The organism is Actinoplanes derwentensis (assembly GCF_900104725.1).
Lineage (GTDB): Bacteria > Actinomycetota > Actinomycetes > Mycobacteriales > Micromonosporaceae > Actinoplanes > Actinoplanes derwentensis.
Window position 1 is genome coordinate 1,712,276 of the sequence record NZ_LT629758.1, and the last position, 22,755, is coordinate 1,735,030.

The window sequence follows — 22,755 nt, forward strand, 5'->3', positions numbered from 1 at the left end:
TTTGGGGGGATCGGCGCTGATAACCTGCCGACGTGCCAGCCGCCCTGCCGTTCCGGCGCCCGATGCCGCCGATCTACGCGGCGATCGCGCTGGCGTTCGGCGTCCGGTTCGTGCGCTCGCGGCGCCGACGTCGCCACCGGCGTTCGGACGACCGGGTGGTCCTGTTCGGGGCGGGTCGGGCCGGCACTCTGCTGCTGCGGTCCATGCTCACCGACCCGGACTGGCGCTGCCGGCCGGTCGGGCTGCTCGACGACGACCCCGGTAAACACCGGCGGCGGTTGCACGGCGTGCCGATCCTGGGCGGACGCGACGACATCGGGACCGTGCTCCGGCGTACCCACGCGGGGACCTTGATCTTCGCCGTCGCCAACGCGGGAGCCGACCTGGTCCGCGACGTCCGGGAGAGAACCGTCGCGGCGGGCGCCGAGTTCAAGGTGGTGCCGTCGGTGACCGAACTGCTGGACCATCCGGTCGCCGTCGACGACATCCGGGACGTGCAGGTCGCCGACCTGCTCGGCCGCCACCAGATCGACACCGGCCTGGACGGCGTCGCCGGGTTCCTGACCGGCCGGCGGGTGCTGGTCACCGGGGCCGGTGGCTCGATCGGTTCCGAACTGTGCCGGCAGATCCACCGCTTCCACCCGGCCGAACTGATCATGCTGGATCGCGATGAATCGGCGCTCCAGGCCACCCAGCTCTCCATCGACGCCCGGGCCGGCATCGACGACCCGTCGATCGTGCTGGCCGATCTGCGCGACGCCGCCCACCTGCGGCAGATCTTCCACAGCCGCCGTCCCGAGGTGGTCTTCCACGCCGCCGCCCTCAAACACCTGGCACTGCTGCAACGGTTCCCCGGCGAGGCGTTCAAGACCAACGTGCTCGGTACCCTCAACATGCTGGCCGCCGCCGAGGGTGTGCAACGGTTCGTCAACATCTCCACCGACAAGGCCGCCGACCCGACGAGCGTCCTCGGCTACTCCAAACGCGTCACCGAACGCCTCACCGCCTGGACCGCCGGACGCCATCCCGGCACGTTCCTGAGCGTCCGGTTCGGCAACGTGCTCGGCAGCCGCGGCTCGGTCTTCACCACGTTCACCGCGCAGATCGCCGACGGCGGCCCGGTCACCGTCACCCACCCCGATGTGACCAGATATTTCATGACCGTCCAGGAGGCGGTGCACCTGGTCGTGCAGGCCGCCGCGATCGGCCGCGACGGCGAGGCCCTGGTCCTGGACATGGGGGAGCCGGTGCGGATCGCCGAGGTGGCCCGGCAGATGGTCGAACTCCGGCCGCATCCGGTGGACATCCGCTACACCGGGCTGCGGCCGGGCGAGAAACTGACCGAGACCCTGTTCGGGGCCGGGGAAGTCGACACGCGGCCGTTCCACCCGCTGATCTCTCACGTCGAAGTCCCGGCACTGAGCGCGGCGGACGTCGCCCGGTACGACCCGGACGGCGCCCCGGAGAACACCGCCGCGGGCCTGGCCGAACTGTGCGCGCTGCCGTCGCTAACCGGTGCGGGCGGGTAACTCCAGCGCCCGCACCGGCGCCCGGTCGGACAGCACCATCCGTGGCGTGCCGGCCGCCAGTTCCAGGGCCGAGCGCAGCCGTTCCTCCTCCCGGTCCCGGTCGCGGTACCAGGCGACCGACCAGATCCGGTGCAGCTTCCAGCCCAGATCAGCCAGCACCTGACCGCTCAGCCGGTCCCTGTCTCGGGCCGCCGAACAACCCGCGTACGCCGGGCCGTCACAGCGGATGCCGAGAGCGAAACCGGCGTCCGCAATCCCCGGCGTGCGTACCCCGATGTCGACCCGGCCGCCCGCCGAACCCAATGCCGGAACCGCTGGATAACCCCAGGACCGGACGGTCGCCAGCACCGACTCGGCGAACGGGCCACCCGGCCCGGCCGTGGTCTCGGCCGGGATCGCCCCGTGCTCGGCGTACTCCAGGTAACCCGCGAGCAGCCGGACACCCTCGTTCTCGGTCACCGGCACGTCCCGCGCGCTGATCGACGTCACGATCTCCACCCGGTAGCGGGCCCGGGTGATCGCCACGTTCAGTCGCCGCCAGCCGTTCGGCCTGTTCAGCGCCCCGAAATTAGCGCTGATCTTGCCGGTCTCGTCGTAGCCGTACCCGATCGAGAAGATCATCACGTCGCGTTCGTCGCCCTGCACCGTCTCCAGGCTCTTCACGAAGAAACCGTGCAGCCGATCGTCGTCGAACAGGCGCCCCGGTGCCATCGCGGCCAGAGCCTTGTCGATCGCCTCGGCCTGCGCCACCGAGAACGTGACCACCCCCAGCGACAGCCCCGGCCGGGTGCTGAAGTGATGCAGGATCCGCTCGGCCACCCGGTGCGCCTCGACCGGGTTGTCCCGCGCGCCACTGCGCCGGTAGACCCCCTCGGCCGGGATCAGCGCCACCCCGGTGTCCGCCCCGGCCGGTGTCGCGCTCGGGAAGACACTGAGCCGGTCCTGGTAGAACTCCCGGTTGGAGAACGCGATCAGCGCCTCGTGCCGACTGCGGTAATGCCAGTTCAAGCCCAGGCTTGTGAACGCGCCACAGCCCTTGGCCAGCTCCAGCACCGACTGGAAGTCCAGCACCGGTAGTTCGGTGCCGGGTTCGTCGGGCGTACCGGCGGCCCGGTCGAAGAACGACGTCGGCGGCAACTGCCGCTCGTCACCGGCGGTGATCAGCGCCGCACCCCGGTAGACACAGTTGATCGCGTCGGCCGGGGTCACCTGCGACGCCTCGTCGAAGATCACCACGTCGAAACGGATGTCCGGCGGCAACGACTGGCTGACCGTCAACGGCGACATCAGGAAACACGGCCGCAGCCCGAGGACCAGCTCCCGGGCCTGCCCGATCAGCTCCCGCACCGGCAGATGACGGCTGGCCTTCATCGCCTCCCGGCGGATCAGCTCGGCGCCGGGGGAGTCGGCGGCCGGACGGCGCGACACCACGGCCCGCTCGATGTCGGCGGACGCCGCCGACCCCAGCCGCAGATCCCGGGTCGCGAAATCGGCCGCCAGCCGATCCCGGTCCGACGCCCGCCACGGGCGCAGCCGCTGGTCGGACTGGATGACCGCGTCCGCCCACGACCGGAAGAACGCGCGCTCGACCGCCGGGCGCACCTGGTCGGCGGGGACCGCCCGGTCGGCACAGAACTCGATCACACCGTCCAGGCCGTACCCGCTGAGCACCGCCCGGGCGTCCTGCGCGGCGAACCACTCCTCCTGGCCGCCCGCGTCGGCCCGGATCTCCTCCAGGAACCCGCGAGCCCGTTCGTGGTCACCGAGCCGGGACTCCAGGTCCGGTCGCCGGGCCGGGGCGAACGCCTCCAGCACCGCCTCGCGGGCCGCCGTCCACTGCTCGGCCAGCCGGTTCAGTCCGGCGATCGGCCGCAGATCACGCAACTCCCCGGCGTGGGCGTCCGACAGCGGCTGCTCCTGCCCGGTCAGCAGCCGACGCGCGGTCGCCGTCCAGTCCAGGGCGGCGGCCAAGGCTTTCTCGTCGGTGTCCGCACCCTGAAACGCCTCGCCGAACACCGTTGCGTAGTCGGCCGCCCGCTCGTCCATCGCCGTCTCGGCCCGCGCCACCTCCTGACGCAGCCGGCCCAGATGCGAGACCTCGGCGAAGTCCAGGTGGTGTCCGGTCGCCGCGTCGTAGGCGCGGACCACGGTGGCCACCGCGGCCAGGGCGGTGCCGTGCGCGCGCAGCCACTCGACAGCCGTGTCGATGCTGCCGGTGAGCAGTTCCGGGGGACCCGGACGGCTGCCGAGAACCGCGTCCCGGGCGGTGGTGGCGAGCCGGATCAGGTCCGAGTCCGGGCGTGGCGAGCACAGATAGGCCGCCACCGCCCCGATCGACGCCACCGGCGCCATCCGCAGTCCCGCGTCGACCACCTGCAGCGCCTCCGACACGGCGGCGAAGTCGGTGCCCGGGCCCTGCCAGTACCGGCCGAGCACGCTGCCGTACGCCTGCTCGGCCGCGGCCAGGTCGAGCCGGGCCCGCTGCCACGCCACCGCCGTCTCCAACCGCGGCAGAGCATCCCGGACCGAAGCGGTGGGCAGCACGAACGTGGCCACCACCCGCTTGTCCCGGCGGTATCCGCCGAGCATCCGCCGCCAGCCCCGGTGCACCCGGGCGAACCGGTCGGCCAGCTCGTCGACCGGCTGGGTGAGAATCGCCTCGGCGAAGAACGGCCGGGCCCGCACCTCGGCCGCCACCAGGTTCTCCAGCGACCGGCGCAGCACCTGCGCGCCGGTCGCCACAGTCGCGGCGGTCCCCGGCCCGAACCAGAACGGCTCCGGCCGGTTGCGCCGGGCCCCCAGTTCGGCGAGGGCCGCGATCCGGCCGATGTCGGCGACCGCGACCGCGTTCGGCAGGCCGAGCTTCGCGGTCACCCGGTCGACCGCGCCGCGATGCTTCTCCAGGGCGTCGGCGGCCTCGGTGCATTCCCGGGCCTGCCGGTCGGCCTCGGCCGCGGTCAGCCGGTTCAGGTCCACCGGCGCCGGAGTCAGGCCGGACAGGTTCGGCACCGACGGCAGATCGGCCGGCACCGGCAGCGCCGACCAGGTCGTCCCGGCCCGCTTGCCGGCGGCGTCACGGGCGGCCCGGACCGCGGTCAGATCACGGCCCAGAGTCTGGGCGGCCCGGCGCATCGGCGTCAGATCGGCGGCCGTCACCCACTCGTCGCGGGCCGCCGCCGGGCGCTTCCCGGCATGGCCGGCCAGCCTGGCGAGCACTGCGGCGTCACCGGGCCCGGCCAGTCCGAAGGGTGCGGTGGCGGGCAGCGCCCGGGCCAGCCCCGCCAGGGCCCGCTCGGCACGCGACAGCACCGGGTCGAGGGGTTCGCGGCGCAGCACGTCCCGCCACGGCAGTGACTCCCGGCCGGCGACCGCGCGCCAGGCGGTGGACAGCCGGTCGGCGGCCTCCCGGATCCGGCGCAGCGACTCCGGTGTCACCGAAGCCGGCGGGATCACCGGGACCGGCGCGGCCGGGGCTCCCGACAGCCGGGAGCAGATCCCCAGCACGTCGTGCAGGCTGCGGGCCAGCGGTTTACGGACTTCGTTCATGGCGTACGCGTACGCGCTCAGTTGTTCGCGAAGTTCCCGCGGCGCCCGCCGATCCAGGGAATCCGGCTGCCGCGCCGGCGGGTGACTCTCGTCCAGGGCCGCGGCCAGCGCGGTCGCCACCTCCTTGCGGCCCGCCTTGTGCCCGTGCAGCTCCAGGACGTGCCGGTGCAGCCCCGCCTCGACCAGCCGGTGATGCACCACGTCCAGGGCGGCGGCCTTCTCCGAGACGAACAGCACCCGTTTCCCGGCGTGCAGCAGACAGCCGATCATGTTGGCGATCGTCTGCGACTTACCGGTGCCGGGCGGTCCGTCCATCACGAAACTGTGGCCGGCCACCGCGGCGGCCACACACGCCCGCTGTGAGGCGTCCGCGTCCAGCACCAGGGGGATGTGCTCGGGGGGCGCCAGCCGGTCGATGTCACCCGGCTGGATCGCGGCGAACCGGAAGTCGCCGCCCGGCTCACCGCCGCCGGTCGAGGCCAGCGCCCGCACCACCGGGTGCGCCACGATCCGGTCCTCGTTGACCAGCAGGTCCCGGTAGATGGCCTCCTTGTGGAAGGTCAGCCCGCACAGCAGCACCCCGCGTTCGACGTGCCAGCCGCGCCGCCGCGACACCTGACTCTGCAACGCCGACCACAAACCCTCAAGATCAAGATCGGCTTCCTGTCGTACGACCGGAGGCTCCACACCCAGCCCGCGCAACCGGATCGCCAGCGCCGGATTGAACACCGCGTCGTCGTCGCGCAGTCGCAGTCTCGGCGGGTCACCCGGCCCCGGCGTCACCAGGTCCACCGGCACCAGCAGCACCGGGCTGGCGAACTGGTCCCCGCTCTCGTCCCGCCAGCGCAACAGCCCGAACACCAGGTGCAGCACCGACACGCCGCGGTCCAGGTACTCCTGCCGGGCCTTGCGCGCCATCCGCCGCACGGTGGCGTCCAGTTGCGCCTCCGGCATCTCGGACCGCAGCACCACGCCGTCGGCCGCCAGCCGCTCCGGATCGGCCCCGGTGCCGGCCAGCCCGCAGTCGTCCTGCAGCCGCAACGCCGCCAGCACCGCTTCCGGTTCCGGCCCGACGACCTCCACCAGATCCGGGTGATCCGGCGGAAAGTTGATCAGCCGGTTGGTGTCACCCAGGTCGACGAGGCTGTCCCGCCAGGCATGCAGCGCCGCATGGACGTCGTCTCTCATGCCACGATTGCAACAAGAGCACACCCCTCTTCGCTGGCGAATCAGAATCCTCGCGTGGCACGGATTCCCTTTACATCCCGGTGGCGTGGGTGCCGGCGAACTCCCCGATGATCTTGATCAGCGCGTCGGGGGTCTCGATCTGCGGCAGGTGCCCCGATTGCGGGATCAGCACGAAATCGGCGCCCGGGATCGCCGCGGCGTAGGCCCGGCCGTAGTCGGGGTCGCCGATCCGGTCGGCCTCACCCCAGACGACGAGCGCCGGGCCGGTCACCGCACTGAGCCGCCCGGCCAGCGTCGGGTCACCCATGCCGGCGCCGCTGTAGACCCCGAGCGCCAGACGGTTGCCGGCCATCGCCTCCCGAACCGGCGGCGCGAGCTCGGCCGGGTCGATCCCGTAGGTAGCCGGGTCGTGGTAGCTGAGCTTCGCGACCTCGGCCATGGTCAGCGAGAAGAAGTCGGCGACCGGGTGCCCGTCGACCACGATGCCGACCGCGTCGACCAGCACATACCTGCTCACCCGAGGCGAGTTCAGCAACGCCAGTTCAGCGGTGATCCACCCACCGATCGAGTTCCCCACCACCGTGACATCCTCAAGATCAAGGGCTTCGAGCAGGGCTGCGTACGTGATAGCCAGACCACCGATCGTGTCCAGCCCCTCCGGCCGAGGGGTGCCGTTGAAGCCGGGGTGGATCGGGGTGAACACCCGGGCGTGCTCGGCTCCGGCGAACCGGTCGGCCCACGATTCGACGGTGAACGGCCCGCCACCACCGTGCAACAGCAGCACCGGACGGCCCGCCCCGCGCTCGGTGACGGTGACCTCGACGGCGCCGATGCCGGGAACGGTGAGCGAATGGACAATCATGGTTTGCTCCTCCTGCGGGACCTTTATGTAAGGAACCTTAGATCAGGAACCTTATATAAACAACCTTCCGGTAGCCTCGACCCGTGAGTACCTCGTTGCAGCAGGTCGGCCTCGCCGTCAAACGCCTCCAGTGGCGCCATCACCGGGAGGCGAACCGGGGCCTGGCCCTGCTCGGCCTGTCACTGGTGCAGTGGGACACCCTGCGCCACCTGCACGCCAACCCCGGCGCCTCACTGCACCAGTTGGCCGAACTCACCTTCCAGACCGACCAGTCGATGGGCGAACTCGCCAAACGGATGGTCGACCGCGGGCTCATCGAACGGATCGAAGGCCCGGGCCGCAAGGTCCAGCACCAGCTCACCCCCGCCGGCGACGAGCTCCGGCAGGCTGGCGGGGCCACGGTCGACGGTGTCCTCGCCGGCTCTCTGGGCCATCTGAGCGACGGCGAGCGCGAGACACTTCACCAGCTCCTACTCAAGGCCGCAGGCTCCTGACGTTTATGCCGTACGGCTCCACTCGTCGGCCAGCAGGGCATAGCCGACGCAGTCGAGCCACGCGCCGGATCGGTGCAGGGAATCCCGGACGGTGTAGAACTCGCGACGCATCCCGACACGCTCCATCAGCCGCCACGACGCCTCATTACCGGCGAAGCAGGTGGCCGTCACGCGGTGCAGCCCGAGATCCTCGAAGCAGAGCCGGAGCAACTCCCGGACGGCTTCGGTGGCGTACCCGCGCCCGGCGTGTTCCGGGTGCAGCACCCATCCCAGCTCCGCTTGCATGCCACGGGCCCGGTCGGCGACCTCCGCCTGAGCCCACGCGTCCTCGACCTTCACCATCAGGTCGCCGACGACCGTACCGCCGTGCTCGATCACCAGGGTCCGGCCCAGACTCTCCGGGGCCCGGAACCAGGCTCGATGCTCGTCCAGAGTGGCCGAAGCCCGGGTGATCCATCGGCTCACGTCCTCGAGACGACGGAACGGCCAGGTGGCGTCGGCGTCGTCGATGGTCGCCGGCCGCATCGTCAGACGGTCGGTGTGCCGAGGCCAGGTCAACCCGCCGAGTCCGGCATTCACTGCTTCTTCCGGACGGCGTACCGGTGCAACGTCACACCCTCGTCGAAGCGCGCCTGCTCGAGTAGATCCAGCTCCAGCGGCTCGTCGAGGCCGTCGAACAGCGACCGCCCGGCGCCGAGAACCACCGGGTGGGTGACGAGCAGCAATTCATCCAGCAGTCCCGCCCGGAGCAGCTCGGTAGCCAGCGTGGCACCCCCGACACCGATGTCACCTTCGGTCTGCGCGCGCAGGTCGGCAAGCGCCCCGACAGAGTCGATCACCCGAGTGTTGTATTCGGCGCTGGTCCGTGTCCGCGACACCAGCACCTTCGGCATCGAGGTCCAGATCCGTCCGTACTCACGAAGATATTCGGGCAACGAGGCGTCGTCGCGCGCTTCCGGCCAGAACCCCTCCATCGTCTCGTAGACGACGCGCCCCTGAACCATCAGCGACATCGCCCGCGCCCGAGAGTTGAACTCCTGATGCAGAGACTCACCGATGCGCGCCCACGATCCACTGCCCTGTTCATTCTCGGTGTACTCGATCCGCAGGTCGAGGGACACGTTGATCCAGTACACGAACCGGCCTGACATCAGCTCTCCCGAGTGATAGCGGTCTGCAACTGCTCAGTCGAGTGATAGTGACATGCCATCACTGTGGGAGCGGGCATCGACGGATTCCGCGCCACGTTCGTGCTGCGCGACGTCAGTTGCGACGATCGTCGCCACTTCCGCGAACTGCTCGCCGCCAGCGAGGAAGGCGGCACCCCGAACATTCTCAGCAGCCGCTTGCAACCCCGCTCGGAGGCGGGCCCCCTCACGCGCGGCAGTACGCCCGGCGCGGGCAGTGGGTGGCCAACTCACTCACCGCGTACTCGTTCACGGACGACCTACGCCACCTACAGCACTGGTCAGGTGCCTCAGGACAGCTCTTGAACCCTTGCTTTCAGCGCAGTCTCCAGCCCTTCCGGGCGTTCCCCGAGGAGCAGCGCGTCGTGGAACCTTTCGGGAAACAGGGTCGTGACATGCCCGGTGCCCCAGTCGGCGTCGGTCGGGATGTCGAACCCGATCACAGGTGCCAGGTGCACACCGATCGGCAGAACAGCTGCCGTGCGCTGGGCTGTGAGGGTCTCGCAGCTGGCCCAGACGTACACGGCTTGCACTTGAGTGATCGTGTCGGCATCCGCGGGTATCGTGCCGACCGGTTTCACGGCGCAAGCCATCTCGGCGGGACGGGTCGACCAGTCCGTCGTCAATTTCGCCTCGATGAGGGGAGTCACCTTGGTGATCAACTCGGCTTCGAATCGCGGGTCGAGCGACGGCAAGGCCGCCCTTCCGGTGAACCAGAAGACGGCGGCGCCAACCACGGCAATGGCCAGTGCGGCAAGAACCGAATTTCGGATGCCTGCAGCTGACAACCCCGGCAAGCTGCGCCTGTCAAAGATCGGCGGCCGGTTGAAAAGACGTGCTGTACCCCGCATGGGTCCTCTCGGTCCGATCTTGAGAAGGGAAGGTACTCGATAGATTCGCAGCAAAACAGAGTCGTTCGTCCGCCTTGACATCGCGACACGGGGATGACGAGCTGGCCGTCAAGCTTCAAGGTTTCGGGCGAGAACTGCATATGAAACTGCTCCGGGATGGGCCTGCCTCAACCGCGGACGGCGGCCATCGCTCGGTCCAGCAGCTCGTCGCGGGAACCCGTACCGTCGCCGGCCACCCACGTCTTCATGGCCGCGTTGAAGCAGGCCATCGCGGCGGTGACCAGGGCTTGGGGGCCCGGTTCCGGCTCGGGTAGGCGGGCGGCGACCAGCGGGACGAGCAGTTCCGCCCAGCCGTCCTGTTTGTCGCGGTGCCGGGGGAGCATCGTGGGGTTGCAGTCGAGCATCCGGTAGAAGGCCAGGGACTTCTCCGGCTCGGCCGCGTTGATCGCGGTGATCACGTCGAAGGCGCGGCGCAGTGACAGCCACGGGTCCTCGGTGGCGGGCCGGGCGGCGAACGCGGCGGCGAGCCCGGGACCCAGGTCGGCGACCCAGGTCAGGACCACGTCCTGTTTGGTGCCGAAGTAGCGGAAGAACGTGGTGCGTGACAGCCCGGCCTCGGCGGCGATCTGTTCGACGGTGGTGTTGTCGCAGCCCTGTTCGGCGAAGAGGCGGGCGGCGACGGTGCTGACTTCGGCGCGCATCGCCTGGCGTGTCCGTTCCCGGAGCGACCGGGGCGATGTCTTCGGTGTGTCCGTCACTACACGACCGTACCCGGTTTCGATGTGGGACTCAGTACCACTTCGGGCTACGGTTCCCTCATGTCTTCCGCACTTTTCGCCCCGCTCCAGCTGGGCGCGATCGCTCTGTCCAACCGCATGGTGATGGCTCCGCTGACCCGGCAGCGCACCGACAACGACGGGGTTCCCAGCGACCTTCACGTCGAGCACTACGCGCAGCGCGCGTCGCTGGGCCTGATCATCACCGAGGGCACCTACCCGGTTCGCGAGGGCCGGACCTGGACCGGCCAGCCCGGCATCGAGACGCCCGAGCAGGTCGCCGGCTGGCGCCGGGTCGCCGACGCGGTGCACGCCGCCGGCGGCAAGATCGTCATGCAGGTCATGCACGGCGGCCGCATCTCCCACCCGGACATCAGCGAGACCGGCCGGATCGTCGCGCCCAGCGCCATCGCCGCCCCCGGCGAGATCCGGATCCCGGACGGCAAGGCCGACTACCCGGTTCCGCACGAGCTGACCACCGACGAGATCGCCGGCATCGTCGCCGGGTTCGTCAGCGCCGCGCGCAACGCGATCGAGGCCGGGCTGGACGGTGTCGAGATCCACGGCGCCAACGGCTACCTGATCCACCAGTTCCTGTCCCCGGCGGCGAACACCCGCACCGACGGCTACGGCGGTTCCCCGGCCGGCCGTGCCCGCCTCGCCGTGGAAGTGGTGACCGCGGTGGCTGCCGCGATCGGCGCCGACCGCACCGGCATCCGGATCTCCCCGGCGCACAACATCCAGGGCGCCCTGGAGACCGATCCCGCCGACGTCACGGCCACCTACACGGTGCTCGCCGAGGCGCTGGCCCCGCTCGGCCTGGCGTTCCTCGACATCCTGCACGCCGACCCGGCCGGCGAGCTGGTGCAGAAGCTGCGCCACGCGACCGCCGCCCCGGTGATCGTCAACTCCGGCTTCGACGTCCAGACCACCCGCGAGTCCGCGGTCCAGTTCCTGGAGGACGGCTTGAGCGACGCGGTGGCGATCGGCCGGGCGGCCCTGGCCAACCCGGACCTGGTGGCCCGCTGGGCCACCGACGAGGCGCTGGAGAACACCCCCGACCCGGCCACCTTCTACACCGCCGGTGCCCGCGGCTACACGGATTACCCCAGCCTCGCCGTCTGACTCCTCTGGCGGCTGACCGACGACTTTTACCGGGTGCCGGTCGAGCGGGACACCTCGGCCAGGTAGGCGTCGGTCAGTTCCCGCAGGACCGACGGGGTGCCGGGCGGGCGGGGGAGGCCCAGGTGCTTCTCCCGCAGCTCGTCCATGAACCGGTCCCACAGGTCGGGGCCGCCGTGTTCGAGGAGTTCGGCCCGGATCGACAATTCGGGGGTGACCGGCAGGTGGCGGCGGCCCCAGGCGCCGAGGTGGGCCAGCACCGGCACCAGCTGGATGGCCGGTTCGGTGAGGCTGAGCAGGATTCGCTGTTTGTGGCCGGGGTCGGGCGCTGAGGTGATCATGCCGAGCTGGGTGAGGCGTTGCAGGCGGTCGGCCAGGATGTTCGTGGCGATGCCCTCTTCGGAGTTGGTGAGCAGGGCCCGGAAGTGGCGGCGATCGCCGAACATCATGTCGCGGATGATCAGTAATGACCATCGGTCTCCGATGACCTCGAGTGACAGGTTGATCGGGCACCCGGACCGGTGGTCCTCGACATGGATCATGTGTTCCTCATTCCACACCGACCGGTTGCAGCCTACTATCGGTTTCACTACGCAACCGGTTCGAGAGTGAGGATAGGTCATGGCTTTCGTGACAGCGTCCGTCGCGGTCTCCGCCGACGGGTTCATGGCAGGCGAGAACCAGCGGCTCGACCAGCCGTTCGGGGACGGCCCGGTCGATCAGATCACCCGGTGGATGCTGGAGACCCGGGAGGAGAACGCGGCGGAGCTGGCCGACGTGACCGACGCCGACGCGTTCATCATGGGGCGCAACATGTTCAGCCCTGACCGGGGCGAGTGGGATCTGTCGTGGCGGGGCTGGTGGGGCGAGGACCCGCCGTACCACAAGCCGGTCTTCGTCCTGACCCACCATGCCCGCGAGGATCTGCCGATGGCGGGCGGGACGACCTTCCGCTTCGTCACCGGTGGGCCGCACGACGCGCTGGAGCGGGCGGTCAAGGCCACCGGTGACGGCCGGATCTCGATCGCCGGTGGCGCCGAGACGGTCAACCAGTTCCTCACCGCGGGCCTGATCGACCAGCTCACCCTGCACGTCACGCCGGTGATCGTCGGTTCCGGGTCACGGCTCTTCGACGGGGTGCCGCCGGTGAAGCTGGAGCAGGTCAGCTCACGGGCGGCATCGCTGGTGACACACCTGACCTATCACGTGGTGCGCTGAAACATCGGCTGCCACGAGGTGCCGTCGGCGGCTGCGGCCAAGGCCTCGGCGACCGCCTCGCTCAGTTCCGGCCGGTCCACGGTGGCCAGCTGGTTCGCGAGTTCCCGCCAGGAGTCGGACTGCGCCCAGCCCCGTAATCTCGTCTGCCGGACCAGTTCGGTGTCGAGAGTGCGGGGCAGGGTGGCGCACTCGCTGAGCCCGCCGCCGATCTCCAGGGCGATCATCGTGGCCACGCACTGGTCGCAGGAGCCGCAGTTCACCCCGGGCTGGGTGCGGGTGCAGACGGTCAGGGTGCGCAGGGCCAGCGCCGAGTGCACCAGGTACCGGGAGATCTTCTCGATCCGGGCCGCCTCGACCCCGTCGTGCAGCAGGGACAGTCCTTCGGTGGACCACAGCGGGTCCAGCAGCGGGTGGGAGCCCCACGGGGGCAGGTGCCCGTACTCCTCGGTGGACGCCAGCAGGCACGTCCCGAGCACTCCTTCCAGGGTCAGCGCGACCGAGGCCAGGGCGGCACCGTGGTACTCGTTCCAGCCCACCACCTCCTCGGTCAGCGACCGCAGGTTCGTCTCGACGATCAGCAGCCGTTTCCCGGTCTCCCGGGCCACCTCGGTCAGCCGGGCCAGCAGCCGTTCGTGGTCCGGCCCGTCGTCCTCGTGCACGTTGGCGAAGACCAGGTGGGTGATCTCCCGGTGGCCCGGGGCGTCGGCCCGGCGCAGGTCTTTGAGCAGGCTGTAGTGCGAGTCGACCCCGGCGGTGAAGAACAGCCCGACTCCGGCGGCCGCCGAGGTCGGCCCGGCTGTCGTGGTCGGCACGATCTCCACCGGTTTCGCGTCCCACCAGCGGTGGTAGAGGTCCATCGCGTCGCGGGCGCCGCGCAGCAGCCGCCCGGAGACGGGCGCGTTGATGATCAGCGGCTCTTCGATGGCCATGGCCGGCAGGGCGAAAGCCGGAACGAAAGTGTTACCCGGGTTCGCTGGTGGGGGCGGGGGTGGACCGCCGGCCGCGTCCCGGATCCGGAATTCCAGCAGTTCACCCTCGTTGCGCGGCCACCGGACCATGCCCAGGACGCGGGTCTCGTAGGCGCCGGTCTCCGCTGCTACACGTTCGAGCATCACCCGACAAGTATCCGGACAATACGGAATTATCGGGCGGTTTGTCCTGGAAAGTCCCCCTTCAGTGGCCGGTTGACTGGCGTTCATCGGCTACAGAGACCATGTGCACGTGTTGACGTACCTCCGACTCACCGGCCTCGCCGGATCGCTCATGCTCGTCACCTCCGGGTGGCTCGGCGGAGCGCACCCCCACGCCGACCTGGCCAGCAACCCGGTCAGCATCGCCCGCGGCCCGTACGGCCCGGCGATCCTGCTGCTCTGGCTGATCGGAACCGGACTGCAGGCGTGGGCGTGGTGGTCGGCCCGCGATCGCACACCCTCGGTCCGCTGGGCCATGGTCACCGCGCTGCTGTGGATGCTGCCGTTCCTGTTCGTGCCGCCGATGGGCAGCCGCGACGTCTACTCCTACGTCTGCCAGGGCGAGATGTTCCTGCACGGCATCGACCCCTACCGGTTCGGCGTGTCGGAACTGCCGTGCACCTGGCTGGACACGGTGTCACCGATCTGGCAGCACACGCCCACCCCGTACGGCCCGCTCTCCATCCTGATCGCCGCCGCGGTGGTCACGCTCGGCGGCGGCCTCACCGGCGCCATCGTCGTCTTCCGCCTGGTCACCCTGGCCGGCATCCTCGCGGTCGCCGCCGGCCTGCCGGCGCTGGCCCGCCGCTGCGGCGTCGATCCGCAGCGCGCGATCTGGCTGGCGCTGGCCGGCCCGCTGCTCGGCGCGCACATGCTGGCCGCGCCGCACAACGATGCGATCATGCTGGGGTTGGCGGTGCTTGCGTTCTTCGTGCTGGTACGAGTGGGCAGGCATCCGTTGGTCGTCCTCGGCGCGGGCGCCCTGCTGGGACTGGCGGTCGCGGTGAAGGCCACCGCCGGGGTCCTGATCCCGTTCGCGGTCCTGCTCGCGGCCCGCCCGTTCCTGCAGTCGGCGGCCCTGATCGGGGCCGGCTCACTCGGCGCGTTCGGCGCGGTGACCGCCGTCAGCGGCCTCGGCCTGGGCTGGATCCCGGCGATGCGCGTGGGCGACGGCCTGATCCAGTTCACCTCGCTGCCGACCGCGGTCGGCATGACCATCACGTACACCGGCCGGTTGTTCGCCCCGGACTTCGACGCGGTCCCCGCCGCCCGGAACGTCGCCCTGGTGGTCCTGATCGCGACCCTGGTCTTCCTGTGGTTCCGCGCTCTGCGGGGCCCGGACCGCCCGCGCGCGGCCCTGCACCACGCCGCGCTGGCTCTCGCCGCGTTCGTGGCCCTGGTCCCGGTCTTCCACGCCTGGTACATCCTGTGGCCGTTGACGCTGCTGGCCGCCACCACCGTCCGGACCAGACTGGTGATGCTGCTGACGATCGCCGCGGCGTTCCTGGTCCTGCCGGACGGCGGCGGCCTGTCCCGTTTCCTGAAGTTCCCCGGCGCCCCGCTGGTGGTGATCGCCCTGATCGTCCTGGTCACGGTCCAAGCTCGCCGCCGCCGCGTCGCCGTCGAACCGGTACCTAGCTGATCTTGGCGGCGGTGCGCACGAATCCCGGGATGAGCACCGCCGCGAGCACCGCGTGGGTCAGGGCGAGCACGACTTTGCTGCCGGTGGTCGCCTCCACGCTGAGGAACGGCACGAACGAGACCGCCAGGACCAGCAGTGCCGCGATGGTCCAGACGGTGAGGGCGCGAGCGGTGAACCGTTCCAGGATCGCGAGCGCCGCCCACCCGAGCAGGCTGGACGCCGCCGCGATGAAGGCGATCTGCGAGAGACCGAGGTCGGTAGCCGGCTGTCCGGGCCCGGTGACGACCAGGTCGTGGCCGAGAACCGGTTCCCCGATCGCCCAGACCAGCACGGTCGCGAGGACCGCACCCACGACCACGATCAACCGCTTGCCGGTACGCCCGGTCAGCGCTGTGTTCCCCGTTGCCACCGTCACGATGCCTCCTTGGGAGAGTCAATTGTTGAGGTACTCAACCTTTCCGGGAGCTTAGCAGAAACTTGAGCAAGTCAACTATTGATGCGACGTATCATCAGGATATGAACGACTCGCCTGCCGAGGACCAGCTGATCACCGAGCTGACCGACCTGGTCTTCCAGGCGGCGGGCCGGCTCCGGCAGGGCTTCAACACGATCGCCGCCGAGCTGGGCCTGACCCCCGCCCAGGCCTTGGCCCTGGTCAACTTGCGGGGTCCGGCCCCGATGCGCGACCTGGCCGACGTGCTCAGCTGCGACGCCTCCAACGTGACCGGCATCGTCGACGCCCTGGAGAAACGAGGCCTGGTCACCCGCCGCCCCGACCCGTCCGACCGCCGGGTCAAACACGTGGTCCTGACCGACGAGGGCACCCGCCGCCGAGACCAGCTGACCACCGAGGCCAACACCCGGTCCGCCGACCTCTTCCAGGTCCTGGCAACCGACCGCACCCGCCTGCGCGACCTCTTGGCGGCAGTCGTCCACCAGGAGCCAGTGAGGGCTGCGACGGTGAGTCAGCCCGAGCCGGAGGATGCCGCCGGGCGGCTCTGATCGCCGGGCACCGCCTGCTCAGGCATGGCGGAGCAGGCGACGAACAGGCCCAGAACGAAGCCGAGCAGGGCGCACATCGCGGCGATTTTGGCGATCGACGAGAAGTCGGTCCAGATTCTCATCGAGTGCCCCATTCAGGCCGTAGGGGGCAGCGGAACTGGCTGATAACCTGACGCATAGTGACGCCTTTCGTTGGCCGGCGAGCCGGGAGGGTGTCTCGGCTGGGCCGATGTAACGGCATCGGCCCAGCTTCGTGTCTGCTGGGCGCTGGAGCGCCCGGACCTTCGAGGCGAGTCGCGACCTCACCCCTCTGAACGATCGTTAAAACGCCGGTAGTCAAATGATGCGGTGGCAAGTTGGCAATTGCCAACTCCGATGTGCCAAATTGGCATTGCCAGAGTTGCTACCATCTGAACAGCTACCTGGCTGACTCGGCGCACCGCCGTGCCCGCTCTACGGAGGTGAACCCGATGTCTGGTGATCCCGGGCCCATGGTTCGCCGGCGGCAGCTCAGCGCACTTCTGCACCGCTACCGTCTTGCGTCCGGCAAGTCGGTCAAGGAAGTCGCCGAGCGCTTGTTCGAGGCGCCCTCGAAGGTCACCCGTATCGAAAAAGGGCAACGCCTCGCGACCGTCCGTGACATCGCGGACCTGTCGAGAATCTATGACTTACCGGACGACGTCCGGGACCAATTGATGGATCTTGCACGGGGCAGCCGGGAGCGGCAGTGGTGGCAGCGGCCGGATCTCAGCCCTGCTCTGCAGATCCTGATCGGAATGGAGGGAACGGCCCAGTCGATCAGCGAGTTCGAACTCACGCTGGTCCCCGGGCTTCTTCAGACGTCTGAGTATGCTGACGCGCTCCTGCGCCGCTGGGTGCTTGACGCCGGCAAGCGGAGTGAACTGGTCGCTGTCCGGATGAGGCGGCAGGAGATCCTCCGTCCGGGGAGTTCGCCGGCTCTCCGCGTGGTCGTCGACGAGGCGGTGCTGCGACGTCAGGTCGGCGGACCGGAAGTCATGCGTGAGCAGCTGTCGCACGTCAGTGAGCTGGCCACGTCAGGAATCTGTGACTTTCGGGTGATCCCGTTCGGCGTCAGCGAGCCCGTGGGTGTCAAGAACGGCTTCACGGTTCTCGAGTTCGGGAACCTCACCGCGCTGCCTGACGCGACTCCCATTCCGGGTGTGCTCTTCCTGGAGTTGAGTGACGGAGACAGGTACCTCGACGACCCCGACCAGATCGAATACCATTTGTCCTACTTCCAGAGCCTTCAAGCACAGGCTCTGACAAGCGAAGAATCCATCAACATCATTCGAACCGCGATCGCCGACATCTGAGGCGAGGTTCGCCCATTTTATGGAGATATAACATGAATAACGGCAAGTCGGTCAGCGTTGACTGGCAGACCTCTTCGTACTGCTCCTCCAGCAACTGCGTCCAGGTGGCGGCGATCGAGGACTCGATCGCGATCCGGGACTCGAAGAACCCGGACGGCACCGTTCTGATGGTCGCGCCCGGCGAGTGGCACGCGTTCCTCGACCGTGTCGCCAACGGGGACTTCAGCTCCATGGCGTAAGCGGGACTGGACGGACGGAGGCCTTGCGGGGCCTTCGTTCGCTTTGGGGCGCCGGTCGTGATTGACAGGGCGGGCACAGCGCGGGCACAAGAGGGTCCTCGGTTGGCGGGATTGTCTGGGGGTGTTCAGTTCTGCCGCTACGAAGGGTGACCCCTGATGTCTCGCTACACCCTGTCCCGTCGTTCGTTCGGGGCCGCTCTGGCCGGGGTCGTCGGCCTCGTCGCTCTCGGGGCCTGTGCCGAGGAGTCGACGTCGGCGGCGGGAAGCAGCGCGGCCACCGCCGGTAGTGGGCTGTTCGACGCCACTCAGGTGCATGACATCGAGTTCGCGTTCGCGGAGGCCGACTACGACACGATGATCGACGCCTACCTGGACTCCAGTGACAAGAAGTGGATCGAGGCCACGGTCACGGTCGACGGGACGAGGTTCGAGAAGGCGGGCCTGCGACTGAAGGGCAACTCGTCGCTGCGCGGGCTCACCAAAGCCGGCGCCACCGCCAGTACGGAAAGCAACAACCGTGGCGGGCCGGGTGGGAGCATCTCGTCGGACAACCCGCAGGACCTGCCGTGGCTGGTGCGGCTCGACAAGTACGTGGACGGCCAGGCCCTCGGCGGCTACACCGAGTTCGTGGTCCGCTCGAACAATTCGGACTCGGCGCTGAACGAGGCGGTCGCTCTGGAACTGCTCGGGGTGGCGGGGCTGGCGACCCAGAAGTCGGTGTCGACACGGCTCAGTGTCAACGGCGGCGACGACGTGCTGCGCCTGATCATCGAGAACCCGGCGGACAAGTGGGACGCCGACAACTTCAGCGGGGCCGGCATCCTCTACAAGGCGGAGGCGAACGGCGACTACAGCTACCGGGGCGACGACGCGGCCAGCTACACCGACATCTTCGACCAGGAGACCGACTCCGACAACGTCGATTTCGCGCCGCTCGCCGCGTTCCTCAAGTTCATCAACGAATCCACCGACGCCGTGTTCGGTGCCGATCTGGGCGAGCACCTGGACACCGCGGCGTTCGCCACCTACCTGGCCTTCCAGGAGCTGATCAAGAACTCGGACGACATCGACGGGCCGGGCAACAACTCGTACCTGCGTTACACGACCGACAAAGATCAGTTCACCGTGGTCGCGTGGGACCACAACCTGGCGTTCGGTGGCATGGGCGGCGGCGGTGGCAACCGCGGTGGCGGCGGAAACCCACCCGAGGGCGGTGCCCGGCCCAGTGGTGCGGCCGCACCCGGCGGCCAGCAGAACCAGAATCAGGGTCAGCGGCAGGGCGGCGGCGGGATGGGCGGCAAGAGCAACATCCTGGTCACCCGGTTCAACGCCGACAAGACCTTCAAGGCGGCGTACGAGAAGGCCCTCACCGACCTCAAGGCCGGCCTCTACACCAGTGGCAAGGCCGCCGAGATCCTCCAGACCCGGGCGGCGGTCCTGACCGCGAAGGCGTCCGACCTGGTCAGCGCCGAAACGATCACCAGCGAGTCGGACAGCATCAAGCAGAACTTCGCCTAGCCGGGCGCCGAGTCCCGGCGCGGCGCGTCACTCGCGTTCCTGAACGGCGTCGGTGAGCCGGCGGAGGAAGTCGAGAACGACCTCCTTCTCCGGCTCCGGCAGGGCGGCGCAGACCTCGTCGATCCGGCGGATGACCGGTGCCCACGCCTCCAGGGACGCCTGCCGGGCGGTTTCCGTCTCGGTGATCGTGACCCGGCGGCGGTCGGTGGTGTCCCGGGTGCGTTCGACGTGGCCGGACCGTTCGAGGCGGTCGAGCAGCAGGGTCGCCGACGCGGTCCGGATGCCGAGGTGGGTGGCCAGTTCGGTGGCGCCCATCGGCCCGTTCTGCACGAGTGCCCCGATGGCGGACATGTCAGTGGCGTTCATCTTCATCCGCCCGGCCATCCGCCCGACCAGTTCGCGTGATCCGCCGATCATGTCGCGGACGGCCAGGGTGACGGGGTCGAGTCCGTCGTACAGCTCGGTCAGTTCTTCCTGCATGGAGGTATTTCATCATGCCTTGCAACTAGGGAAACTAATGGCTAGTTTGCCTAAGTGTTTTGTCACGACGTGGACCGGCGGCACGACGTGGTCCAGCAGCATGTGCGGCTCCTGCTGGAGGCGCCGTTCCGTGCCGACGCGGACCGTCGCTGCCGGGCCGAGGAGATCGCTCGCACCGGGCAGCGGGTCGTCGAAGGCGTGTTGTCGTCCGCCGCTGACTGGGAGCTGCGGGACTGGCTCACCGGCGCGGTTCTCGCGCGCGGCGACGACGGTCCCGCCGGGCTGGCGAGCGCCTTGTCCGGCCACTACGACGCCGACAACCTGTTCACCGACGACGCCCCCGGCCTCATCGGTGAGCAATGCTCGGTGACGACGGCGATTCCGCCGTCGCTGGGGCGGGCGATCGAACAGTGGCTGTTCGCCGACGAGACTCCGGATCAGGAGATCGCCGAGTTCATCGGCTGGCCGGTGGGGTCGGTCCGGGAGCACCGATGATCTCGCGCAACGTGTCCAGGACGGTGCGGACCGCGGCCCGGTGCAGAGTCTCCGGCCGGGCCAGCACGTCGATGTGACGGGCGGCCGGCAGGTCGGCGAGCGGCCGTAGCACCAGCCGCGGATCGGCGACCGTGAGACGTCCCGGCAGCAGTGCCAGCACGTCACCGGCCGCCACCAGACAGGCCGCGACGCCGAAGTCGTTGATCCGGTGCCGCACGTCGAGCGGCCGCCCGGCCGTCGCGGCGATCGCCGTCAGCACTCCTTCCAGCGGAAACCCGGTGTGCACGCTGATCCACGGCCACGTGCTGACGTCCGTCGCGCGCAGCGGGTCGCGCGCGGACAGCGGATGGTCCGCGGACATCGCGACGTACAACGGCTCGGTCATGATCGGAACAACCGTGAGCCGGTCGGCGGGCCACGGCGGACTGTGTGCCAGCCGATGGGCCAGGACCAGGTCGTAGTCGCCGACCAGGGCCGGGAAGTCGGCGTGCGCCACGTCCGCGTCCGAACAGCGCACACCCGGCGCCCGCAAGATCAGCGGCGCGAACCAGGCCTGCCCGGCGCTGTGGAAGCCGGCGATGGTCACCGGCGCGTCCGGGTCGTCGAGATGCTCACCGACGGCGCGGGCGGCCCGGTCCAGCGCGGTCATCACCTCGACGGCCGCCGCGGCCAGCGCCGCCCCGGCCGCGGTGAGCACGAGCCGGCGCCCGCGGCGTTCGGTCAGCGGCACCGGCGACGACCGTTGCAGAACGTTGAGCTGCTGGGACACCGCCGACGGGGTGATGTGCATCGCACGGGCGACGGCGGCGACACTGCCGCGCTCCCCGAGTTCCCGCAGCAGCCTCAGGTGATGCGGATCCATTAGGCCTCGCTACATCGTCGGTTCATCAGTTGGTGTCTTGTCTACCGCATCGGTGGGCCGCAAGCTTCCCGATGTGATGGGAGATCTTCTACTGCTGGCCGTTGCGGTCATCTGGGGCAGCAGCTATCTGGCGGCCAAGACCCTGGTGGTCGCCGGTGGTGTGCTGCTCGTGCTGGCGTTGCGGTACCTGGTGTCGGCGGCCGTGCTGCTGCCGTTGATGATCCGGCGGCGGGTGCAACGCCGGGAGCTGGGTGTCGGCATCCTGCTCGGCTGTACCCAGGCGTCGGTGCTGGCGCTGGAGACCTGCGGGGTGTCGATGACCAGCGCCACCAACGCCGGGGTGCTGATCAGCCTGACGATTCTGATCACTCCGCTCCTGCAGGGCGGCCTGCCGCCGAAGTTCTTCGCGGCGGCCGCGGCGGCCACCGCCGGTGTGGCCTTGCTGGTGGCGGGGCCCGGACTGCGTACGCCCAATCTCGGTGACGTCCTGATGCTGCTCGCCGCACTGGTCCGCGCCGCGCACGTCACGCTCTCCGGTCGTCTCAGCCGGCCGTCGTACGACACGGTCACCCTGACCACCCTGCAGACCGTGGTCGGCGCGGTCGTGTTCAGTGCCGCCGCCTGGCCGCTGACCACCGGCGGTTTCCGGACGGCCGAGTGGGCGGGCGTGCTCTATCTGGCTCTGGGCTGCAGCGTCTTCGCGTTCCTGGTGCAGCTGTGGGCGATCCGCCGGACGTCCGCCGCCCGCGCCAGCCTGCTGCTGGGCACCGAACCGGTGTGGGCGGTCCTGATCGGCGTCGGCCTCGGCGGCGAACACCTGACCCCGTTGGCGGTCGCCGGCATCGTCCTGGTGCTGGCCGGCGTGTTCTGGGGCCAGCGAGTGGAACGCGAGGCCCGCACCGCCCGGCTGCGGGTCCCGCGTGCAGGCTCTAGTCCTGTGGACCCAGGCAGGAGCGCATATGCGGAGCCGCGGCCATGAGCAGTTGCCGGCCGATCGTGGTGAGCTGGCCGACCTGTTCGGGGGTGAGTACGTCGAAGACCAGGCGGCGGGCCTCGCGGACGTGATCGGGAGCGGCGGCGGCGATGGCGTCCCAGCCGCTGTCGGTGAGGACCGCCCAGACGCAACGGGCCTCGGTGGCGGTCTCGACGCTGCGGCGTTCGACCCAGCCGTGTTTCTCCAGGCGGGCGACGGCGTGCGAGAGACGCGACGGTGATCCGGCGGCGAGGTGGGCGAGCTGGCCCATTCGGACCGCCCGGTCGGGGGCCTCGGACAGCGCGGAGAGGATCGCGTATTCGAAGTAGTTGAGCCCGGAGTCCCGTTTGAGCTGGGCGTCGATCGCCGGGGGCAGGGTGGTGAGTACGGAGATGAGCGCTCTCCAGGCGGGTGCTTCGTCGGCGGAGAGCCAGGGGGCGGATGTGCTGTCGCTCACGGATCAGAA

Annotated in this window: 24 protein-coding genes; 11 read left to right on the forward strand and 13 right to left on the reverse strand. The window is 69.7% G+C overall.

What is annotated here, in order from left to right; all coding sequences use genetic code 11:
- Positions 1-32: 32 nt before the first annotated feature.
- Positions 33-1,529: a polysaccharide biosynthesis protein gene (locus tag BLU81_RS07745; RefSeq protein WP_373873365.1), complete on the forward strand. Its 1,497-nt coding sequence runs from the start codon at positions 33-35 to the stop codon at positions 1,527-1,529.
- Here the strand turns inward: BLU81_RS07745 and BLU81_RS07750 are convergent.
- The gene (locus BLU81_RS07750) at positions 1,509-6,263 is read right to left on the reverse strand and encodes a DUF4011 domain-containing protein (protein ID WP_092542933.1); all 4,755 of its coding nucleotides are present in this window, start codon (positions 6,261-6,263) and stop codon (positions 1,509-1,511) included. The two genes, BLU81_RS07745 and BLU81_RS07750, sit on opposite strands and share 21 nt — an antisense overlap.
- A 70-nt stretch (positions 6,264-6,333) precedes the next feature.
- Positions 6,334-7,125 (reverse strand): alpha/beta fold hydrolase, encoded by a 792-nt coding sequence (locus BLU81_RS07755; RefSeq protein WP_092542935.1) that lies wholly within the window; start codon positions 7,123-7,125, stop codon positions 6,334-6,336.
- Positions 7,126-7,208: 83 nt separating this feature from the next.
- Between BLU81_RS07755 and BLU81_RS07760 the strand changes: the two genes are divergently transcribed.
- Positions 7,209-7,619 carry a MarR family winged helix-turn-helix transcriptional regulator gene (locus tag BLU81_RS07760; RefSeq protein WP_092542937.1) on the forward strand — a complete coding sequence of 137 codons (411 nt, stop codon included), beginning with the start codon at positions 7,209-7,211 and terminating at the stop codon, positions 7,617-7,619.
- Between the two features lie 3 nt (positions 7,620-7,622).
- On the opposite strand, the gene BLU81_RS07765 is transcribed toward BLU81_RS07760, so the two are convergent.
- The 4 genes from BLU81_RS07765 to BLU81_RS07780 all read right to left on the reverse strand — a co-directional run bounded on the left by BLU81_RS07765 (position 7,623) and on the right by BLU81_RS07780 (position 10,415).
- Positions 7,623-8,144, reverse strand: a complete 522-nt coding sequence (locus BLU81_RS07765; RefSeq protein WP_092556754.1) for a GNAT family N-acetyltransferase — start codon at positions 8,142-8,144, stop codon at positions 7,623-7,625.
- Between the two features lie 50 nt (positions 8,145-8,194).
- A complete protein-coding gene (locus tag BLU81_RS07770; protein ID WP_092542939.1) occupies positions 8,195-8,770 on the reverse strand; it encodes a dihydrofolate reductase family protein in 576 nt (191 codons plus the stop codon).
- A gap of 326 nt (positions 8,771-9,096) precedes the next feature.
- Positions 9,097-9,657 (reverse strand): hypothetical protein, encoded by a 561-nt coding sequence (locus BLU81_RS07775; RefSeq protein WP_157751380.1) that lies wholly within the window; start codon positions 9,655-9,657, stop codon positions 9,097-9,099.
- 167 nt (positions 9,658-9,824) lie between these two features.
- Positions 9,825-10,415: a TetR/AcrR family transcriptional regulator gene (locus BLU81_RS07780; protein WP_231954293.1), complete on the reverse strand. Its 591-nt coding sequence runs from the start codon at positions 10,413-10,415 to the stop codon at positions 9,825-9,827.
- 60 nt (positions 10,416-10,475) lie between these two features.
- Between BLU81_RS07780 and BLU81_RS07785 the strand changes: the two genes are divergently transcribed.
- Complete coding sequence (locus tag BLU81_RS07785; protein ID WP_092556758.1) at positions 10,476-11,558, forward strand: alkene reductase; 1,083 nt, start codon at positions 10,476-10,478, stop codon at positions 11,556-11,558.
- Between the two features lie 26 nt (positions 11,559-11,584).
- Here BLU81_RS07785 and BLU81_RS07790 read toward each other — a convergent pair whose 3' ends face one another.
- On the reverse strand, positions 11,585-12,097 hold the full coding sequence (locus BLU81_RS07790) for a winged helix-turn-helix transcriptional regulator (RefSeq protein ID WP_092556760.1): 513 nt from the start codon (positions 12,095-12,097) through the stop codon (positions 11,585-11,587).
- Between the two features lie 79 nt (positions 12,098-12,176).
- Between BLU81_RS07790 and BLU81_RS07795 the strand changes: the two genes are divergently transcribed.
- Complete coding sequence (locus BLU81_RS07795) at positions 12,177-12,773, forward strand: dihydrofolate reductase family protein (protein ID WP_092542943.1); 597 nt, start codon at positions 12,177-12,179, stop codon at positions 12,771-12,773.
- Here BLU81_RS07795 and BLU81_RS07800 read toward each other — a convergent pair.
- A complete protein-coding gene (locus BLU81_RS07800; protein ID WP_157751381.1) occupies positions 12,758-13,888 on the reverse strand; it encodes a hypothetical protein in 1,131 nt (376 codons plus the stop codon). The two genes, BLU81_RS07795 and BLU81_RS07800, sit on opposite strands and share 16 nt — an antisense overlap.
- A 106-nt stretch (positions 13,889-13,994) precedes the next feature.
- Here BLU81_RS07800 and mptB point away from each other — a divergent pair, with 106 nt between their 5' ends.
- Positions 13,995-15,386, forward strand: coding sequence for a polyprenol phosphomannose-dependent alpha 1,6 mannosyltransferase MptB (gene mptB, locus BLU81_RS07805; protein ID WP_172890508.1), 1,392 nt, complete (start codon positions 13,995-13,997; stop codon positions 15,384-15,386).
- Here mptB and BLU81_RS50350 read toward each other — a convergent pair.
- Positions 15,379-15,801, reverse strand: a complete 423-nt coding sequence (locus BLU81_RS50350) for a DUF6069 family protein (RefSeq protein WP_231954295.1) — start codon at positions 15,799-15,801, stop codon at positions 15,379-15,381. The genes mptB and BLU81_RS50350 overlap by 8 nt on opposite strands.
- A 101-nt stretch (positions 15,802-15,902) precedes the next feature.
- On the opposite strand from BLU81_RS50350, the gene BLU81_RS51435 reads away from it, so the two are divergent.
- Positions 15,903-16,388, forward strand: coding sequence for a MarR family winged helix-turn-helix transcriptional regulator (locus BLU81_RS51435; RefSeq protein ID WP_092542949.1), 486 nt, complete (start codon positions 15,903-15,905; stop codon positions 16,386-16,388).
- Here BLU81_RS51435 and BLU81_RS47675 read toward each other — a convergent pair.
- Entirely contained in the window at positions 16,352-16,510 is a 159-nt protein-coding gene (locus BLU81_RS47675; protein WP_157751382.1) for a hypothetical protein, read from the reverse strand. The two genes, BLU81_RS51435 and BLU81_RS47675, sit on opposite strands and share 37 nt — an antisense overlap.
- 348 nt (positions 16,511-16,858) lie before the next feature.
- Here BLU81_RS47675 and BLU81_RS07820 point away from each other — a divergent pair, with 348 nt between their 5' ends.
- From BLU81_RS07820 to BLU81_RS07830, 3 genes are all read left to right on the forward strand, one after another.
- Entirely contained in the window at positions 16,859-17,722 is an 864-nt protein-coding gene (locus tag BLU81_RS07820) for a helix-turn-helix domain-containing protein (RefSeq protein WP_092542951.1), read from the forward strand.
- 32 nt (positions 17,723-17,754) lie between these two features.
- On the forward strand, positions 17,755-17,961 hold the full coding sequence (locus tag BLU81_RS07825) for a DUF397 domain-containing protein (protein ID WP_092542953.1): 207 nt from the start codon (positions 17,755-17,757) through the stop codon (positions 17,959-17,961).
- Positions 17,962-18,117: 156 nt separating this feature from the next.
- Positions 18,118-19,479: a CotH kinase family protein gene (locus BLU81_RS07830; RefSeq protein ID WP_092542955.1), complete on the forward strand. Its 1,362-nt coding sequence runs from the start codon at positions 18,118-18,120 to the stop codon at positions 19,477-19,479.
- Between the two features lie 27 nt (positions 19,480-19,506).
- On the opposite strand, the gene BLU81_RS07835 is transcribed toward BLU81_RS07830, so the two are convergent.
- Positions 19,507-19,959, reverse strand: coding sequence for a MarR family winged helix-turn-helix transcriptional regulator (locus BLU81_RS07835; protein ID WP_092542957.1), 453 nt, complete (start codon positions 19,957-19,959; stop codon positions 19,507-19,509).
- Positions 19,960-20,013: 54 nt separating this feature from the next.
- Between BLU81_RS07835 and BLU81_RS07840 the strand changes: the two genes are divergently transcribed.
- Positions 20,014-20,454, forward strand: coding sequence for a hypothetical protein (locus tag BLU81_RS07840; RefSeq protein WP_157751383.1), 441 nt, complete (start codon positions 20,014-20,016; stop codon positions 20,452-20,454).
- On the opposite strand, the gene BLU81_RS07845 is transcribed toward BLU81_RS07840, so the two are convergent.
- Positions 20,414-21,316 (reverse strand): LysR family transcriptional regulator, encoded by a 903-nt coding sequence (locus BLU81_RS07845; RefSeq protein WP_092542961.1) that lies wholly within the window; start codon positions 21,314-21,316, stop codon positions 20,414-20,416. The genes BLU81_RS07840 and BLU81_RS07845 overlap by 41 nt on opposite strands.
- Positions 21,317-21,392: 76 nt before the next feature.
- Here BLU81_RS07845 and BLU81_RS07850 point away from each other — a divergent pair, with 76 nt between their 5' ends.
- Complete coding sequence (locus BLU81_RS07850; RefSeq protein WP_092542963.1) at positions 21,393-22,295, forward strand: DMT family transporter; 903 nt, start codon at positions 21,393-21,395, stop codon at positions 22,293-22,295.
- Here BLU81_RS07850 and BLU81_RS07855 read toward each other — a convergent pair.
- Complete coding sequence (locus tag BLU81_RS07855) at positions 22,246-22,746, reverse strand: MarR family winged helix-turn-helix transcriptional regulator (protein ID WP_092542965.1); 501 nt, start codon at positions 22,744-22,746, stop codon at positions 22,246-22,248. The genes BLU81_RS07850 and BLU81_RS07855 overlap by 50 nt on opposite strands.
- Positions 22,747-22,755: the final 9 nt, after the last annotated feature.